This is a genomic window from Enterococcus malodoratus ATCC 43197 (genome assembly GCF_000407185.1).
Lineage (GTDB): Bacteria > Bacillota > Bacilli > Lactobacillales > Enterococcaceae > Enterococcus_A > Enterococcus_A malodoratus.
Map to the genome: position 1 here is coordinate 190,427 of NZ_KE136483.1, position 17,760 is coordinate 208,186.

Genomic DNA, 17,760 nt, shown 5'->3' on the forward strand with positions numbered 1-17,760 from the left:
AATCTATTTGTAATGATGTTTTATTCTACAAGTATCAAGATGACAAAATTCAAAAATAGAAATGCACTAATTCTCTTTTTTTTAGTTACCCATTTTACTATAATTTCAGGTTTTAGAGCTGTTTCAGTAGGAACGGATACATTCAACTATAATACGATTTTTTCAAGTACGTCACTGTCATCTGTAGAGCATATTATTCAGAATAGTAGATTTGTTGGCTACGAGCTTTTAATGAAGCTCATAGGAACATTTCCAAATGGAAATTATCAAATTTTCCTTCTTTTGATTGCATTTTTAACGAATTTTTTATTTTTAGTTACAATATATAGAGTGTGTAGTGACCTAATTTATCAAGCTGGATATCTATACTATATTTTGTATTACTTCATCTCTACAATGAATATAACGAGACAAATGTTTGCTGTTTCACTGTGCTTTTGCTCTATCTATTATCTTATTAAGAAAAAGTATCTGAAGTACTTCCTACTAGTATTATGTGCATTTCTCATACACTCAACGGCAGTAACAGCTTTTATTTTTCCAATTCTATATAAAGTTAGGTGGAACTATTTCAAGTATGCTTTATTGGTTGTTATGACTATACTTATTGGCAGGGGTTCCTCACTGCTGATGGGAATATTTTCTACATTTGTTAGAGGCTATTCTATATATGAAAATGCTATGATTTATCAAAATGAAGGAAATAGAATATATTTGACTCTATTCTTAACTGGAATACTATTCATCTGTATTTTCTTTTCTTTGCAATTGAAAAATAATTTTTCACAGTCCGTTTATTTTTTTCAAGCAGTCATTATTATATCTGTGGTTATGGGGATAATTTTTGCAAAAGATTCTTTAATAATTAGGGCACAACAGTATTTTGAAATAACAATTATTTTATATTTCCCCTTGTTTTATAGAGAACTTAAGGATGTTGTAGTAGGTGATTATAAAAAGTATACATCTATTCTTAGGATAGCATACATTATATTTTTCGTTATGCTATTAATTCCTTTTTTAATGCAATTGTATTCTAATTACGGAGGAATAATTCCTTATAAGACAGGGATATAAATTAAGTATTAGATATGAAATAATTACGTATAATTAATCCTTTGAATTGGAGTAATATAATGAAAAAACAAAGATTACTATTTTTTATTTACGATTTATCGGGTGGTGGAGCCGAAAAATTATTAGTTAATATATTAAATAATATCGACCTGAAAAATTTTGACGTAGAAGTTAAACTCCTTTTCTATCAAGGAGTGAATATTAAAGAGATAAACTCAGAGGTAAAAGTCTCTTATGTTTTTAAAAAGAAAATTACAGGATTTAGAGTTATTACTAAATTGATTTCTCCAAAGTTACTATTTAAAGGATTAATTAAGGGAGAATATGATATTATTGTCTCTTTTTTTGAAGGAGTTACAACTAGAATAGTTAGTGGATGTGAGCAGAAAAGGTGTAAATTATTGAATTGGGTTCATATCTCTTTTGATGATTTTTCTAATCAATGTAAAGTTTATAGGAATAAAAAAGAGTTGATTAATTGTTATAAAAGATATGACGCTACTATTTGTGTTGCGAATAGTGTTAGAAAGTCTTTTTTGGCTAATGTCCCAGAAATTTCTCAAAACAAAGTAAAAATAATATACAATTTTATGGATATTGATAATATTCTAGAAAAGTCTAACGAAAAACTTAATTATTTTGATTCGAACTATTTCAATTTAATATCAATTGGGAGGTTTATAGAACAAAAAGGTTACGATAGACTAATACCTATAATAAGTAATTTAAAGAGTAATATTAAAACGCCGTTTAGAATGTATATTTTTGGAAATGGAGAGGATAGAAAAAAATTTGAAAAACTGATTTTGCAATTAAAATTAGAGGACACAGTGTTTTTGGAAGAATATACGGAAAACCCGTATAAGTACATAAAAAATGCTGATTTGTTTGTTTGTAGTTCTCGAAAAGAGGGGTACAGCACGGTTATTTCGGAATCTATTTTACTAGAGACACCAGTTGTATCAACAGATTGTTCCGGGGTTAGGGAGCAACTGGGAGAAGATGAGTATGGAATCATTTCAAAGAATAATTCTTTTGATTTGGAGGAGAAAATTGAATTAATTATTTCTAACGAGTCCTTATACCACGAATTGAAAGAAAGAATGCCTGATGGCGCAGAAAAAATAAGAAAAAGAGTTAGTATTACAAATTTCGAAAATCTATTTGAAGAGGTAAATAAATGAAATCAGTGGTCATATTTAACACGGCAGTATCCTCAGAAAATTTAGGTGATCAAATAATTATGGAGTCTGTGAATAGAGAAATTAATAGTGTTATAGATAAAAATACATTTTTATTGGATTTATCTACTCATGCAGGATTTAACCGGAAATACAATAATTTTTTGAAGGAATCAGATTTTTCAATAATTGGCGGAACTAATATTTTGTCATCACAATTCAATTTAGTCTCGTGGAGAAACCAGTTCTGTGTTGGTTATTGGAACTCTAAATATATGCATGATGTAATACTGATTGGTACAGGATGGGGAAGTAAAAACAAGGAGGTAAAACCGAATGCCAAAAAATTTTACAAAAAAATTCTGAGTAAAGAGGCTGTTCATTCTGTTAGAGATTCAATGTCTTTAAAGAAACTGACAGATATAGGTATTAAAAATGTTGTTAATACCGGTTGCCCAACCTTGTGGCAGTTAACACCAGAAAAATGTCAGAAAATTCCAAGAAACAAGAGTAGTAAAGTAGTGACTACTATCACAGACTATCTAATGGATTATGAAAAAGATTTTCTTATGTTGAGAACGTTGATAAGTGAATATGAGGAAGTTTTTCTTTGGGTTCAGGGTTCAGAGGATTATAAATATTTTTGTAGTCTACCTTTAGAAATAACTCAGAAAATATCACTAATACCACCCAGATTGAGTTCGTACGATGAATTTTTAAATAATAATGAGGTTGATTTTATTGGAACTCGATTGCACGCTGGAATTAGAGCTATGCAGAAAAACAAACGAACGTTAATAATTAGTATAGATAATAGAGCGAGAGAAATGGGAAAAGATTTCAATTTGAATATTTTAGAACGAGAACATATGTCAGAATTGAAGAACATTATTAATTCTAGTTTGGAAACAAGTGTCGAGTTAGCTAAAAATGAAATAGAGAAGTGGAGAAACCAATTTAAGCCTTAGTAATTAGGTAGAGTATAACTACAATAATTATGGAAGTAAAATAGGTAGGTAGCATCTATTATGAAATGGAAGAACTTATATGGATAAATATAAAAAGCTATTTAATAATTCTATAGCATTTGCAATTGGTAATTTAGGCAGTAAATTAATCACCTTTTTTATGTTGCCACTATATACATATAAGTTGACAACATCTGATTATGGAACAAGCGATCTTGTTCAAACAACGGTTTCTATGTTGTTACCAATAGTTTCTTTAAATATTTTTGATGCAGTTTTACGATTTGTTATGGATGATGATTCGAATAATAAAGAAATTTTTACCATAGGTTGCATAATTTCAAATATTTCGAGTTTGTTTGCTATCGTAATAAGCGTTTTATTATTTTTTTTTGGAACAAGTTACAGTTTATATGTTGCAATAATTTTGATTTTACAGTCTTATCAATCATTGTTTTCTCAATATATTAAAGCGATTGGAAAGGTTAGAGATTTTGCGATTAATGGTATTCTACTTAGTTTTATAACTGCAATTTGTAATATTATCATGTTGGTTCCTATGAATTTAGGTATTACGGGATATTTATTATCAATAATAATTGGTTTAGTTTGTTCAAGTGTTTTTTTAGTTATTAAATGCAATTTGATAAAGGAGTATGATTATAAATACTTTAATTTTTCTACACTTAGAGAAATGTTTAAGTATAGTATTCCTTTGATTCCGAATTCTGTAGCGTGGTTTGCTACGAATGCAATTAATCGCTATTTTATTCTTTATATTATTGGAACTACTGCTAACGGAATATATGCAGTGGCCAATAAAATTCCGACTTTACTCTCAGTATTAAACTCTATTTTTTTTCAATCATGGCAATTATCAGCAATAGAAGAGTTTAACTCTAGTGATAAAGAACTATATTATTCAAAAGTTTTTTCTGTATACCTAAATTTTTTATTTTTAGGTGTTAGCGGAATAATGTATATTCTAAAACCAATAATGACCATATTAGTTTCTGACCAATTTTATTCAGCATGGAAGTATGTTCCTTTGCTTCTACTTACAGTTCTATATTCAAGTTTTTCAAGCTTTTTTGGTCAGTATTATATAGCAGCAAAAAGGACAAATGGTATTTTTTTTACGACCTTAATGGGTGCTTTTTGCAACATACTCTTAAATTCTGTTCTGATTCGAAAATTCGGACTCAACGGTGCTGCCTTAAGTTCCACACTAAGTTTTTTAATAATTTGGATTATTAGATGGATAAACACAAGAAAAATTGTTGCTACTAAAGTCAAACTAAATGATTTAATATTGAATCATTTAGTTTTCTTTTTTCAATATTGGATATTATTCTCCTTTTCTGGCACTTCTTTTTTTATATTGAGTAGTATTGCAATGTTTGTTAGCATTTTTATCAATAGTAAAGTTATCTTAAAAATAGTAAACAACCTATTAAAAAAAGTATGAGTTGATTTTATGAATAGTCACAAAGTAAAATAGATACTGTGATCTAAAACAAATCGCTCCAAAAAAATCTATTAACATTACCAGGAATTATCCTAGTAATAGTCGGGGTGCTGATGTATCATGACGTTAAATCCACAGTGAGCGATGTCTATAAGTCTGTAGATCGTGAAAATAAATCAGATAAGCGCACGGTGGGTTTATCTGAATAAGACCCCTTCGGCATTTTACTTTTAGGATTAGACACGGGTCCGCTTTGGTGCACCGAGCAGGGGCGACAGCGGCAAATTATTACTGGTGTGGCAAAGAAGGTTTTGAGTACAAAGGGTTTGACGAACTATTCATCGATTTTGAAGACGGTGGGTAAGAACGTGAAGACTGATCTAACCTTTACGGATATGCGCACTTTGATGGGAGATTATCGAGCGGCATTTGGTCATATCAAGTCGGATCAAATGAAGGGCACTGGCTTCATGCAGGATGGTGTCTCGTATCAACGGATTGATCCGAGTGAGTTAAAACGGGTTCAAGATGAATTGAAAGCCCAACTGAAATAAGTCTTAATCAAACCCAGAGGCCCCCAACCTCTGGGTTTTCTTTAAGCTTTTCTAGCGAACCACCCTTTTTAATGAACCCTCATCAATGTTTCGTTATAATTATTTGCTATAAGGATATCGGGGAGGGGATCGAATGAAGAGAATCATCGCAGGGATTGTTTCTTTGCTGCTGAGCTATGGGATGGTCTATTATTTGGTCATGCCGACTTTGCAGAATTATCCTCGCTTGGATCGGATGGCGCAGCGGTTTGAATATACGGATGAGGCGTTGTGGTTATTTATCTTTTTGAGTCTGTGGCTGTTTTATTGGCAGTGGGAGCAGAAGCGGTTATGGAATATTTATCTGTATCTGTTTTATAGCTGCTACTTTCTATTATTGTTTATCATGCTCTTTACGAAAGCGCGGGCGTATCATTCATTCAATTTGAATCCTTTTGAATTGTATTTGAATAATGACCAACAGATCATCGAATTGTTTTTGAATACGGCCTATTTCATTCCATTGGGCTGTTTGTATGGGCTGCGGGCGAAAAAGCTTGAAGCGGCAGTGATTGCGTTGATCACGATCATCGGGATTGAGACGATCCAATACGTCTTTTACATTGGGACTTTTGATATTTGGGATGTCATTACAAACTTTACGGGTTGTATGATCGGCTATTTCCTTTGTACACAAATAAAAAGACGCATGGCATAAAGTGCATAATGTGAGACTGGAGAATTTTTCTCCGGTCTTTTTTTGTTATAAAAGTTATTTTTATATAATCAGTAATATTTTAATGATAAATAGCTCTGTTTTAATATCTATTTGTCAAATATCTATAAAAAAGTTTGAATTATTAAATAAATAATAGTAAAATTAAATTACAATAGTCATATTTTAATTAATGAATTTTCTTTAAATGGTATAAAATGGCTTTTTTTGTAATGTGAATTCTTTTTCTGTCAAAAGAAACGAAGGAAATGAATAAATGGAAGGAGGACTTATCAAACAATGACGATTAAAAAATGGAATAAAGAGAAACTGATTTGTTTGTTTGTCGTTTTCTGTATTCTTTTATCCTTCTTGTTTCCAACTCTTTCATTAGGGACAACCAACGAGGAAACTTCTTCTTCTCAACCCTTAAGTGAAACACTGAACACGAATGACTTGCTGCCGACGATCGATTCACAATTGGATGAAGCGGCTGTCAGTAATGAATCAAGTGTGGCGAGCACAGAGCCTGAGTCCACCAGCGAGTCGAGTTCAAAGCAGTCTGAAAATGTTGTTCAAAATGAAGCGACCGTTAAAGAGGCTCGTGCTTCTACTCAAAATATTTTGAATGCGGTGGTTGTGGAGGACTGGGAGCTATTCCGTGATAACAACGGAAATCGTGAATCGTTGACTGGTGATTCGAAGAGTCATGCTGTACCGAATCAGGCCTATAATTTTTCTTTCGATTGGACAATCGCGGCCGACAAATTAGGTCGAAACTTGCTTCCGAATGATTATTTTATCTTAACTATTCCACAAAATGAGAACCGTGATAGCGGGCACTGGTATGCGGTGCCTAGTGGATGGAGCACGGTTACGACTGATGATGGAGAGCACATTTATCGCTATCAGATTGAAAATTCCGCCACAGAGAACACACAGGTGATCCGCGTTGAATTTTTAGAGGGGGTTGGAACTTCCCCTATTTACACGCTTGATTCTACGTTGACCTTTCAAGGATTTATGAACTATGTCACGAAAGCGAGTGTGCAAAATGTCTCCTTTGGTCAGGATGCGAGCGGAGGGGCCCTGACAAAGAGTATTACCTTCAATGAAATTGCGTTGAGTGCTGCGAACGGCTTCTCTTTTAAGTTCGGCTCTGCTGCGTCCAACAATTCATTGAGGTGGGGTATTCAATTTAATGGGGCAGCCAATATTGAATTAGGCGGAGATCGAGTAGACTACGCGGTAAACGGCGGCGCGGGAAATAAGTATCAAGGGTTTTATACGGATAAGCCGGGGCGTGATGTCTGGCTTCCATGGGGAACCAATTATACGGATAATTCCGTGCAAATCGCTGGAAGTGAGGCCAGTGGTTATGTAGAAGATGTGCTGCCTGCGGGTGCGGATCTGACTTCGTTGACGATCGCGGGGTATATCCCGATTCCGATTGGTTTGACACAAGAGAATTATGCGAAACAAGAAGGGGTGTATCCCTCTTCAACAGCCGCTTTCCAATCCTACGTTTTAGCGGATTATGGGAATGGGCCGACGTATCGCTCTGGTTCGGAAAATAGTGAGATACAAAAACCAAAAACGGGAACGGGTTTTACCCTTTTGACACAAGGCGCTGGTGAAACGAAGGGCCAATTTAAAACGCGAGTTAAATCAGCACCCTATCAATATGGCGTATACAAAGAAACTTCTGGGGTTTCCACGGTGATGATGCATTATGGATTGATGGATAAGACCAACAATGAAACGGAAAAAATCAGCGATTTAACAGACGGAGCTTATACAGGAAGAACGATCGTGAATCCTAAATCAGGTGTCAGTACCAACATTACGCAATTCGCCGCTAAAGCAGCGGATTATACGATCCGACGAGGCTATTATGCGGAAGAAGATCGCGAACTGTTGGAGAATTACTATTCGATAACGTATGGAGATTCCAATGTGATTGGCGGAAGAATTGCGGCATATAATATTTCTTTAACTGTTCGGTATCCGCCAGATACACCATCAGGAGCTATTCGGAATGAATCGGCGATCTATACTCATAGTGCGCTGACCTTGAATCGTAAGGAACCTGAACCGATGCCGAAGCGAGATGGTGCGACTGCGAATCTGCAAAACCCTTACGGCAGCATCACTTTGAATACGAATCAGGCTTTGCTGCAAAAATTTGATGTCGAACGTGATGAGAATGACGCGTATGTTCCAATCAATGGTGCAGAGTTTAAGTTGCAGCTTAAAAATGGAACCAGTTGGGCCGATGTCAAAAAGAACGGCGAATTGTTAACCTTTATAACTGACGGTATCCAATATTTCGAAGTAGAGAACGGCATTACTGTAGAGAAGACGGCCAACGGATTAGTGAAAGTTGATTTTGGCGTTCTGGGTTTAACAAATGGCACGTATCGTTTTGTCGAGACGAAGGCCGCGGCCGGCTACGATGAAGAAGAATCACCCAATTGGAATGGCACGGCTGTAGTGTCGGCTTCCTTTGACATTCCCTCTACAACCTCAAGAGGACCAACCGTGACTGTATGGAATAAAAAGCTTCCTCAAGCAAATTATACGGTAGAGCACTATGTTCAAAAGAGTGAAGGAAACACGGCGAAAGAAAACTTTGAACTGAAACTGTCAGAAGAAAAGTCGGGTTATCTGGGACAAACAGTTGTTGGCGAGCCATCGATGGAGTTACTGAAGTCTTACGAATACGACGAAGATTTGTCAATCGCGTACGGCAAGATCACTGGAACTATAGCAGAAGATGGAAGCTTAACCTTACAGCTCTATTACACTGTCGCGGCTGAAGTACCATTCACCATTTATAAACAAGGGATGGACGGCGAAATGATGCCTTCGGTGGATTCAAATGGCAATCAGCTAGTGGATGAACAAGGACGAGAAATGAAAGTCGCGTTTGATGTTTATGAGTGGGATGGAATTTGGGAGCCAAAACCACCAGCTGTCCCACCAGTTGGGAGTAACCCTTATAATCCTGGAAATGGCCCGTATGCCAAACCCGACGTCTGGACAAAGATTAATGATGAGCCAATCGCTACTGATGCTTTGGGAAGAATGCATATTCCTGAGATTACCAATCTAACGAAGTATTACGCAATTGTTGAAGTTGCTACTTATCCAGATTATGTCCTGCCATATAATAGTCCGCCAGCTAATTTATCCACTTATCGAGAGGTCTATTGGGTGGTCAATATGAATACAAAACTTATTTTTTCTGCACCAAGCTGGGCGAATGGAACGGAAGTCGATAAGCCAGATTTTGAGCTGCCTAGTGAGGCAAACGGCAATCGCTATATTTTAAAAAATAGGAAGCCAGATATTTCGCTCTTTAAAGTCAATGAACAAGAAGAGGCGATGCCTTCAACCGATCAACAAAAAGTCCAATTCGATATCTATCGTTGGAATTCTGGTGGATATTTTTATGAGACTTATCCCTACAATTGGGGGCAATGGACGAAAATAGCATCGAATACCACTACAAATAATCAAGGATACTTTGCGACCATCGGGCAGACTGGTTTAAACGGCGGTGAAGACAAAAACTATGATTGGTATGCTGTTCGGGAAACAGGAACTTACAGCGGCTATCAACGAGCAGAGGGCTATTGGTTGATTAACACGGCTTGGAACACAGCTACCCAACAATTCGAGATATTCGATGTGAAGTATAAGATCGTAGCAGGAAATGCAGCTGTGGACGGCGAAGATCCCGGCCACACAATCAGCGATGATCGAACCAATATTTATTTTACCAACAAAGCCAAACCGATTTATTTCACGAAAGAAGATGCGAACCGTAATCCATTAGGCGGTGTTCACTTTTCTCTTTATAAAACAAAAGATGGCGAGGCCGGAAGCAGCGGCAGTGAAGATCCTGAAGCATCAGATACCAAATGGGATATGGCCAATCCAATCGAGAAAATCAGTAGTGAGAATGCTTCAGACAAGGGGCGAGTAACATTTGAGAATTTGACGCGCGGGGATTATTTACTGGTGGAAACGAAAACACATCCGGGGTATCAGCTGCCGTTGGGTTCGTGGATCGTTACAGTGAATTTTTATGGTGAGATCGAAACCATCAGAGGGCGAGGCGATCCGCTGCCACCCGCCTTTAGAGTGGACAATGGGAATTATTATTTACCTAATTATCTAAAGAATACGTTACCTAAAGCGGGCGGATACATGAGATTGTTCTTGGTTGTATTAGGCATTGTATTGCTTGGCTCTGTGGTCATTCTTTTGCAGAATCGAAAAAATAAATCAACTTACGAGAAGGGGAAAGAAGATGAAAAATAAATTAAGTAAGATAGTAGCGGTACTATTGATGTTAGCGACAACGTTGGGAGGGGCTGTGACAGGGTTCGCGGCTGCACCAGATACTGGAAATTTGCACATTCATAAATATTGGGTCGATGATGAAAATCCTTATCCGACAGGGAAAGAAAACGATGGAACGGTCCAATCTGATATTACAAATCCGCCAGTTAGCGGTGTTGGTTTTGATGTATACAAGATTGGAGGGTTAGAGCTGATCGATGGCGTACCAGCAAGTGCTGCTGAAAAAGAGCAACATGCAGTTCCTCAAGGCGGCACTGGTTGGACATACAAAAAGAATGCTGCTGGCAAGCTCGAAGTTAGTGACGGTACAAAAATTTATACGTATGCTTTAGGTGCTAATGTGAATAATGGTAGCCAAGTAACGGATGCTAATGGCGAACTGATCTTTTCAAACCTGCCAAAGGGCTACTATTTTGTAGAAGAAAACCTCACCTACGGCACGCCGAAAGTGGATGGTAAGGATGTGAATATTACATCGAAGGTGAAACCATTTGTTGTTGCCGTTCCTATGACCGGGAAAGATGGCGAAAGCTGGTTGACTGATGTGCATGTCTATCCCAAAAATGAGGGATTAAATCCTGAGAAAAAACCAGAGGTACCGTCAGTAAATGTCGGGGATGAAGTTAAATGGTCTGTAACCGCAAATATCCCCACGGACTTTAGCGATTACAAACGTTTCTCTATTGTCGATGAATTGGATGAAAAATTGAATTTTGTGGAAAACAGTGTGGAAGTATTTGGAACCGAAGCGAACGGAACGACCGTTGTTGAAACGTTGGCAAATCCAGCCGATTTTGGCGTCACCCATACACCTGCTAGTGGCCCAGATAAAGAAAAAATAGTTATTGCGTTAACCCCCGAGGGAATTGCTAAACTAGCGGCTAATGTAGATGCGGTGAAAATCAGGATTGATTTTAAAACGACTGTTAACAAGAATATCAATGATGTGGAGAAAAATGAGGTTACTAATACAGCCACGATTGAATATGAAAATACCACGACTCCAGATGGAGAGATTAAAACACCGCCAACTGAAGTGAATACGGGTGAAGTAAGTATTAAGAAAAAGGATCAAGATGGCAACAATCTAAGTGGTGCTGAATTTAAACTTTATTATTTAGATGGCAGCGACAAATACTATATCTATAAAAATGCCTCTGATGAAATCAAGGCATTCAAGGATGGCGATACAGTTCCGGGTGAGTATTCCCTTTATGAAGTTGAATCTGGTGACAACGGACTCGCTACTTTCTCCGGGTTACAAACACACAAGGCGGATGGATCAGCCATGGTGTACTACATCGAAGAAACTAAAGCACCAAGCGGATATAATCTGCTTCAAGATCCAGTAAAAGCATCTTTTGATGATGAAGATACAAATCACGTTGTAGTAAAAGATATCGTCAATAAGAAAGGCTTCACCCTGCCAAACACCGGTGGAGTTGGTACCTTGCTGCTAGTTGTTTTCGGGATTGTCCTGATCGGGCTGGCGATCATTTTAACGATGAACAAAAAGAAGAAAACGGTCTAAATAAAGCTAAAGCCGAGCAGCCCTCGGCTTTTTCTATACATAGAAAGGGGGCAAACAATGAAACGGATCATATTGATCGTTCTGCTATTAATTTCGGGGATCGGGATCATTGCTTACCCTTTTATCGGGAATTACCTGAATCAGAAAAACGCGACGCAAGTAATGGATAATTACCAAAAAGCGGCAGATAAACTTACCCCTGAACAAATCGCAGAGCTTTTTCAACACGCTCAGATTTATAATGAAAACCTGTTGGGACAACCGGCGCACGACCCGTTTATGCCGGGTTCGGGGATCGTGATGCCGGATAATTATTATTGTGTCCTCAATGTTGATGGGACGATGGGGCAGATTGAGGTTCCTAGTATTGGGGTGAACTTGCCGATTTATCATGGGACAAAGGATCAGGTCTTGCGAAAAGCGGCGGGGCATTTGGAAGGTTCGACCTTGCCGATTGGAGGAGAGGGTACGCACACGGTGCTGACTTCCCATACTGGTTTAACCCAAGCAAAATTATTTACGGATTTGACTGAATTAAAAAAGGGCGATCATTTCTATATTCATGTGCTGGATCGGACGCTGGCGTATGAGGTGGACAAGATTTCTGTGATCGAGCCGGAACAGACAGAGCGCTTGAAGGCGGTCAAAGGGAAAGACTACGCAACATTATTGACTTGTACGCCTTATGGAGTCAACTCACATCGCTTGTTAGTACGGGGAAAACGAGTCCCTTATCAACCGGAGAAAACAGTGAAGAAGAAACGCATGACAAAAGAAAATCATCTAATGCTAAAAGCGGTACTGATTACTAGCGGGACCATGCTGCTGTTGATCCTATTTAATTATTGGCGGAATAAACAAAAAGAAAAAGCATCCTAAACAAAAAATTTGTCCTTAGACACTATTCATGTTAACTTACAATTAGTAAGTGAGGTGCGTGAAGATGGAATATCTTTATCAAGCAGGAAAACCGAATGGAAAGAAATTTATCTTGCTGCATGGGACAGGCGGCGATGAAACGTCTTTAATAGAATTGGCGAAATTTTTGGATGCAGATAGTACGATCCTGTCTTTTCGCGGCACGATCGAAGAAGAGGGAATGAATCGTTTCTTTAAACGGAACGGCTTGAATCAATTTGATTTTGAAAGTTTAGAAAAAGAAACCGATCATTTGCTGGAAGCAATTAATGAAATCAGCGCAGAAAAAGCGATTGCGTTAGAAGATTGGATCTTGGTTGGCTACTCAAACGGAGCCAATATCGCGGCGCATATGTTGTTGGAGCGTGAAACGGCATTAGCTGAAGGAATCTTTTTCCATCCAATGTCGCTAGAAGTTCATACTCAATCATTTAATTTATCAGATAAAAGAATTTGGGTTTCTTACGGCGGGGCGAAAGATCCGATCGTCAGCGATGACTCTTTTGCGGAATTAGTCGCGGCCTTTCGCGATCGCAGTGGAGAAGTCACAGTAGTCGAAACCAATTACGGTCACCAATTGACCATGGATGAAGTTCAAAGTGCCCGCGAGTGGTTGAAAGGGTAGTGACAGTATTTTCGGATGTGGTAAAATGAGTCGAAGGGGTGGCATGATGACAGACTCATTTGATTACAAAGGCTTGACCTTGAAGCTGACAGACTTATCGTTCAATGATGACGAATTACAAAAATTATTGACCTTTGAAGGCGCGATTACTCATGAACGTTTGAAGGGCTTCAATTTTCATTATTATCTGATGCCAGAATATGACCTGAACGGTTTACTGGCAAAGCTTGGCGATGCTGAGCGTAAGGCAAAACGAATATATTACATCACAGGACAGCTAGTCTCCAGTGATTTGAAGGACATGACAGTGAATGGCTATTATATGCCGACCAACTGGGGCTTCATGCATGTAGATAACCAGAAATAAGAGGTGGAAGAGAAATCTTTCAGCTCTTTTTTTGTGCTCATATTTTGATTGGAATAGTGAATCACCTCCCTTCCGGATTGAGAGGTTGGTCCACTTTTAGAGAAGGGCAGAATTAACGCTTTGATACATCATTCAATAAGGATCGTCCTTGTTTTTACCTTTCTTTCCCAAGAGTCGGGCGAGTGTTCGTTTAAATCCACGCCCATTTCTTTGTGCTGGCTGAGACTGAGGTCGTGGCATTTTATCTGAACTGCTAGTCACCAAATTATTCTTTGGTTCAGCAGGAATTTTAGCAAGTTGTGAAGCTGGCAGGATTATGGTAGGGAAAATAGCAGAATTGTTTTCCTTTGTTGCCACAGATTGTTCTAGGTGTTTCATTAATAGACTAGGATTAGCTGTTTTTATTTCTTTGGTTTCTTTAGGCAACTGTTTGTATTCGTCACTTGGATCGTTTTTTACATCAAAAATTTCTGTTTCGGTGGTTGTTACGATCTTTGCGGTAACAACGGAAGCGAATTGTTTTACACCATTCTGTTCAAAAATATCTAAGCTGGTCAAAAGTTGGCACGCGTCTTTGATTGCATCTGCAGGCAGATCGGCATTCACGCCCTTGTAGGTCCAGTCGTGCTCGTAACCAAGTTCATTCTTAAATGTCGCGACTAAATCATTTTTCATTTTTTTACGGTCCCTTTCGTTTTTTTCTACAAGAATAATAAGTTATCTATCAAGGTTCGTTGTTTTCATCAGGACGGGCGACAGAAAATAAGGAATGGAAAACGGATAAAACCTTTTCGCCAAAGCTTCTTATGGTGAATAATCTTAAGCGTAAAGAGCGCCATTCCGGGGCCATAAAGTAATCCTGAAAATAATAGAAGAAGCGTTTCATGGTGCGGGTCGCCTTGGTGTTCATGAAGATATCTCGGACAAGATCCCTTAAAATATCGGCGAATTCTTCCGCCCCAAGTTGGTATCTTACGCGTAATGCTAAAACATATTTGATCGTTAAGCTGCTATTTTGTGTCCGTTGATAAAATTGAGTGATGCGATTTTCCAGTGTTTTTGGTTTTAGATTGAACAATTGTCGATTCGTCAAAAGCTATTCATTCATGGATTATTACCTCCGTGTTCATTTTCTTTGTTCCGGCCGATGACTAAAAGATAGCGGATTTCAAAAAATAAAGCGAACCGCAATTTCGATCTCAACCGTTCAATTTCGAACATTTAGGGCTTGGAAACGTTGAGTTATCGTTTTAGACGTTCGAAGTTGGACAGTCAAAATCGAAGTTGGTCTTTGACTTGAAGTGTCGTAAAGAAGTACAATAAAAGTTTTTTGATTTGATGTCTAATCGAAAAAAATAGATTGAATGAAGGACAGAGCGAGAACATCTAATCGCAGTAAAAGGACTCTAATGGTACATTACACACGTTATGTGATAGAATGCTAACGGACGTAATACAGCTAGGAGATAGGCTTATGTATACAAAAGAAGTTTTCAATAATAAGATGAACAGCTGGATCAATATCGATGCAGAAAATGAAGACGAATTGAAAAATCTATATCGTGATTATGGGATCGACAGCGAATTCGTCGATTACTCGTTGGACCGTAATGAACGGGCTCATTTAGATTACGATAAGGTGACGGATGTATTGCTGCTGATCTTCAACGCACCGAATCGCCGCAAGATCGATAACCATTATGAAACAGTGCCGATGACCTTCATCGTCGTGAATCGGACATTGATTACGGTAACGAATCAGCAGAGTAAATATTTGTATTTTGAGATCAAAAATTATTTAGAGAAAAATCCCAACAGCACGTTGTTTGAGCTGCTATTTGGCAGTCTCTTCATTATTTCAGATCAGTATTTTCCCTTTGTTGAAGGAATGGATCGCGATCGCAAGCGGATCAGCAACTTGCTGAAAGATAAGACTACGAAGCAGAATTTATTACTATTGTCGGATTTAGAGACCGGGATCGTTTATTTCGTCACGGCTTCTCGGCAAAATGTATTATTGGTGCAGCAGATCAAGAGTCACGGCATTTATCGCCGATTGAGCGATCAGGAGAAGGAAAGCTTGGATGATGTATTGATCGAAGCTCAGCAATTAGTTGAAATGACGCAACTGTCTTCGCAGATTTTGCAGCAGTTGTCAGGAACATACAATAATGTCTTGAACAATAATCTGAATGATACGATGCGGGTTCTAACGGTATTGTCTGTTTTACTGACGATTCCTACGATTGTTTCTGGTTTTTTTGGAATGAACGTGCCGTTGCCGCTGGAACACAATGCTTCTGGTTGGATCATCACAATCGTGATCAGCCTGCTTTTATGGTTCGGCTTGTCTTATGTATTGCGAAGATTGATGAAATAGGCTGGAGAAAAACTTTATATAAAAACAAAGCTAGGGAGACCATTGGTCTTCCTAGCTTTTTGCGGTTTCATTGAGGAGTGGCTTTGAGCATTTTTTCATATACAATTTGCGGATTAAGTTCAGTAAATGCTCCCAAGCCTCGTCATTGTTCAATGAATCAAAGTAAAAGATCAGTATATCCTCAGTTGTTGATTCTTCCAGCGAATCTGTCACCACGATATCCGCTGCTGAATAATCATCCGTGACAAAGATATTTTCCGAATTAAAGAGGGCTTTTAAGCGATTTTTTATAACATAAGTAGCGATAAAATCTTTATTCATCTGTAAGTAGAGTTTGATTTTTGTCTGTTTTTCAGAAGTAGACAGGGCGTAAAGCAGACTGCTGGCGTAAGCAGCTTGGCGCGGATCATCGATCAGGCTTTTCATCTTTTGACGAATGGAGGAAATATAGTCATTGGTAGTGTCTAAATGAAAGGCCGATCTAGGAATATAAAGATCAAGAAATGTTTCAAAACGGTCTCCAAGTAAGGCGAACAGCGTATTGAACAAGACTAAATAATACCGATAGAGATGGGCGCTATCTTCTGAGATTGGATACTTTGAAACAGACAAAAAGGCCTGAAAAAGCTCATTGGAAAAACGGCAAAAATAGGTATCAGATTGACTGTACAATCTCCCTAACTCGACCTTTTCCCGATATGGAATCGAATCAGAGGTAAAAATGTGCTGGACAAAATTGAAGTATAACAGCTCTTGCCGATAGTAAGCTTCGGGAATTTCCCCATAGCCACCAGCGTGCAATACATAAGCTCCGTCATAATGAGACACCATCAATTCAATCACTTCTTCTATCGCAGGATCACTCTTCAAGTTTAAAAAACGCTGATGCTCATAACGTGATCGCAGCAGTTGATGCAGCAGATAGAGTGAGTTGCGTTTCGTATTTGAGATCGTATGGGAAAACTTGATGATTTCCTCGGGAATGTTTTCTCTAATTTGGGCTTTGGTGACATCTTTATACGGCCATTCGAGACTTTGATAACTATCCTGCAGCAGGTTATATGAAAAGAGCCGCAGCTCCAGTTCGTTTCCGGTAAGTGAGTAGTGATCGTTGTCGATGAGGATCTTGATTTTATAGCGTTTGAGAAACCCGCTTAGTTGGACAGTAAGTTTTGCAAGATAGGCCTCAGAGATGAATAAGGTATTCAAAAGGTCATCTTTACTAATGGTGACTTTGGTGATCAAAAGGACACAGAAATTGAAAATCACTTGGCTCTTCAGTAGGGAAAGTTTCAGCGCATAGGCATTCTTAACGGCGTCTTGCTGGTATTCAGGATGAATCGAGATTACCCCATGGCGGCTGGAAACAAGAAAGTTAGTCAGCAGGAACTCGTCCTCCATCAATTCATTAATTCTTTTCAGATCCTCTTTGACCGTGCGTTTTGGAATCTCCAGCCGTTCAGAAAGTTCTGCTAAGGAAGTTTGTTCCTTTCGAATGATGTAAAAGAGCAGATTCAATTTTCGCAGAATTACGTTTTTGATCATCTTTGTTGTCACCTCTGTTATTTTTACAGTTTGTGTATAGTCATGTACATGAATTGTATTTGAAATAGGGGGAGTGCCATT

Annotated in this window: 15 protein-coding genes; 12 read left to right on the top strand and 3 right to left on the bottom strand. The window is 38.1% G+C overall.

All coding sequences use genetic code 11. The annotated features are described in order from the left end of the window. The first annotated feature begins 39 nt into the window (after nt 1-39). The 11 genes from I585_RS16355 (at nt 40) to I585_RS16405 (ending at nt 13,754) form a co-directional block, all read left to right on the top strand. Nucleotides 40-1,077, top strand: a complete 1,038-nt coding sequence (locus tag I585_RS16355) for an EpsG family protein (protein WP_157776595.1) — start codon at nt 40-42, stop codon at nt 1,075-1,077. 59 nt (nt 1,078-1,136) lie between these two features. Next, nucleotides 1,137-2,261 (top strand): glycosyltransferase, encoded by a 1,125-nt coding sequence (locus I585_RS16360; protein WP_010740929.1) that lies wholly within the window; start codon nt 1,137-1,139, stop codon nt 2,259-2,261. Then, nucleotides 2,258-3,226 carry a polysaccharide pyruvyl transferase family protein gene (locus I585_RS16365; RefSeq protein WP_010740928.1) on the top strand — a complete coding sequence of 323 codons (969 nt, stop codon included), beginning with the start codon at nt 2,258-2,260 and terminating at the stop codon, nt 3,224-3,226. The genes I585_RS16360 and I585_RS16365 overlap by 4 nt, the downstream gene beginning before the upstream one ends. A gap of 79 nt (nt 3,227-3,305) precedes the next feature. Further along, on the top strand, nt 3,306-4,694 hold the full coding sequence (locus tag I585_RS16370; RefSeq protein WP_010740927.1) for an oligosaccharide flippase family protein: 1,389 nt from the start codon (nt 3,306-3,308) through the stop codon (nt 4,692-4,694). Nucleotides 4,695-5,062: 368 nt separating this feature from the next. Continuing rightward, nucleotides 5,063-5,248 (top strand): LCP family protein, encoded by a 186-nt coding sequence (locus I585_RS23750; RefSeq protein ID WP_010740926.1) that lies wholly within the window; start codon nt 5,063-5,065, stop codon nt 5,246-5,248. A gap of 133 nt (nt 5,249-5,381) precedes the next feature. Next, nucleotides 5,382-5,945: a VanZ family protein gene (locus I585_RS16380; protein WP_010740925.1), complete on the top strand. Its 564-nt coding sequence runs from the start codon at nt 5,382-5,384 to the stop codon at nt 5,943-5,945. A 297-nt stretch (nt 5,946-6,242) separates the two neighbouring features. Further along, nucleotides 6,243-10,271, top strand: coding sequence for a SpaA isopeptide-forming pilin-related protein (locus I585_RS16385; RefSeq protein WP_010740924.1), 4,029 nt, complete (start codon nt 6,243-6,245; stop codon nt 10,269-10,271). After that, on the top strand, nt 10,261-11,844 hold the full coding sequence (locus I585_RS16390; RefSeq protein ID WP_010740923.1) for a SpaH/EbpB family LPXTG-anchored major pilin: 1,584 nt from the start codon (nt 10,261-10,263) through the stop codon (nt 11,842-11,844). The genes I585_RS16385 and I585_RS16390 overlap by 11 nt, the downstream gene beginning before the upstream one ends. A gap of 57 nt (nt 11,845-11,901) precedes the next feature. Further along, nucleotides 11,902-12,723, top strand: a complete 822-nt coding sequence (locus tag I585_RS16395) for a class C sortase (protein ID WP_010740922.1) — start codon at nt 11,902-11,904, stop codon at nt 12,721-12,723. Nucleotides 12,724-12,787: 64 nt separating this feature from the next. Then, nucleotides 12,788-13,387 (top strand): alpha/beta hydrolase, encoded by a 600-nt coding sequence (locus I585_RS16400; RefSeq protein WP_010740921.1) that lies wholly within the window; start codon nt 12,788-12,790, stop codon nt 13,385-13,387. A gap of 25 nt (nt 13,388-13,412) precedes the next feature. Continuing rightward, nucleotides 13,413-13,754, top strand: a complete 342-nt coding sequence (locus I585_RS16405) for a hypothetical protein (protein ID WP_034709348.1) — start codon at nt 13,413-13,415, stop codon at nt 13,752-13,754. A gap of 132 nt (nt 13,755-13,886) precedes the next feature. Here the strand turns inward: I585_RS16405 and I585_RS16410 are convergent, their stop codons facing one another. Both I585_RS16410 and I585_RS16415 read right to left on the bottom strand, forming a co-directional pair. Next, nucleotides 13,887-14,429 carry a DUF2922 domain-containing protein gene (locus tag I585_RS16410; protein WP_010740919.1) on the bottom strand — a complete coding sequence of 181 codons (543 nt, stop codon included), beginning with the start codon at nt 14,427-14,429 and terminating at the stop codon, nt 13,887-13,889. Nucleotides 14,430-14,478: 49 nt separating this feature from the next. Beyond that, the gene (locus I585_RS16415) at nt 14,479-14,847 is read right to left on the bottom strand and encodes a hypothetical protein (protein ID WP_167545847.1); all 369 of its coding nucleotides are present in this window, start codon (nt 14,845-14,847) and stop codon (nt 14,479-14,481) included. Nucleotides 14,848-15,228: 381 nt separating this feature from the next. Here I585_RS16415 and I585_RS16420 point away from each other — a divergent pair, with 381 nt between their 5' ends. Continuing rightward, complete coding sequence (locus I585_RS16420; protein ID WP_010740918.1) at nt 15,229-16,134, top strand: magnesium transporter CorA family protein; 906 nt, start codon at nt 15,229-15,231, stop codon at nt 16,132-16,134. A 51-nt stretch (nt 16,135-16,185) separates the two neighbouring features. Here I585_RS16420 and I585_RS16425 read toward each other — a convergent pair whose 3' ends face one another. Further along, a complete protein-coding gene (locus I585_RS16425) occupies nt 16,186-17,679 on the bottom strand; it encodes a helix-turn-helix domain-containing protein (RefSeq protein ID WP_010740917.1) in 1,494 nt (497 codons plus the stop codon). Between the last annotated feature and the right edge of the window lie 81 nt (nt 17,680-17,760).

Excerpts from the sequence above, each read along its gene's own strand:
- I585_RS16390 (WP_010740923.1), top strand. The coding sequence starts at position 10,261 with ATGAAAAATAAATTAAGTAAGATAGTAGCGGTACTATTGATGTTAGCG.
- I585_RS16410 (WP_010740919.1), bottom strand. The coding sequence starts at position 14,429 with ATGAAAAATGATTTAGTCGCGACATTTAAGAATGAACTTGGTTACGAG.
- I585_RS16405 (WP_034709348.1), top strand. The coding sequence starts at position 13,413 with ATGAGTCGAAGGGGTGGCATGATGACAGACTCATTTGATTACAAAGGC.
- I585_RS16425 (WP_010740917.1), bottom strand. The coding sequence starts at position 17,679 with ATGATCAAAAACGTAATTCTGCGAAAATTGAATCTGCTCTTTTACATC.
- I585_RS16360 (WP_010740929.1), top strand. The coding sequence starts at position 1,137 with ATGAAAAAACAAAGATTACTATTTTTTATTTACGATTTATCGGGTGGT.
- I585_RS16385 (WP_010740924.1), top strand. The coding sequence starts at position 6,243 with ATGACGATTAAAAAATGGAATAAAGAGAAACTGATTTGTTTGTTTGTC.
- I585_RS16355 (WP_157776595.1), top strand. The coding sequence starts at position 40 with ATGACAAAATTCAAAAATAGAAATGCACTAATTCTCTTTTTTTTAGTT.
- I585_RS16400 (WP_010740921.1), top strand. The coding sequence starts at position 12,788 with ATGGAATATCTTTATCAAGCAGGAAAACCGAATGGAAAGAAATTTATC.
- I585_RS16420 (WP_010740918.1), top strand. The coding sequence starts at position 15,229 with ATGTATACAAAAGAAGTTTTCAATAATAAGATGAACAGCTGGATCAAT.
- I585_RS16380 (WP_010740925.1), top strand. The coding sequence starts at position 5,382 with ATGAAGAGAATCATCGCAGGGATTGTTTCTTTGCTGCTGAGCTATGGG.
- I585_RS16365 (WP_010740928.1), top strand. The coding sequence starts at position 2,258 with ATGAAATCAGTGGTCATATTTAACACGGCAGTATCCTCAGAAAATTTA.
- I585_RS16395 (WP_010740922.1), top strand. The coding sequence starts at position 11,902 with ATGAAACGGATCATATTGATCGTTCTGCTATTAATTTCGGGGATCGGG.
- I585_RS16370 (WP_010740927.1), top strand. The coding sequence starts at position 3,306 with ATGGATAAATATAAAAAGCTATTTAATAATTCTATAGCATTTGCAATT.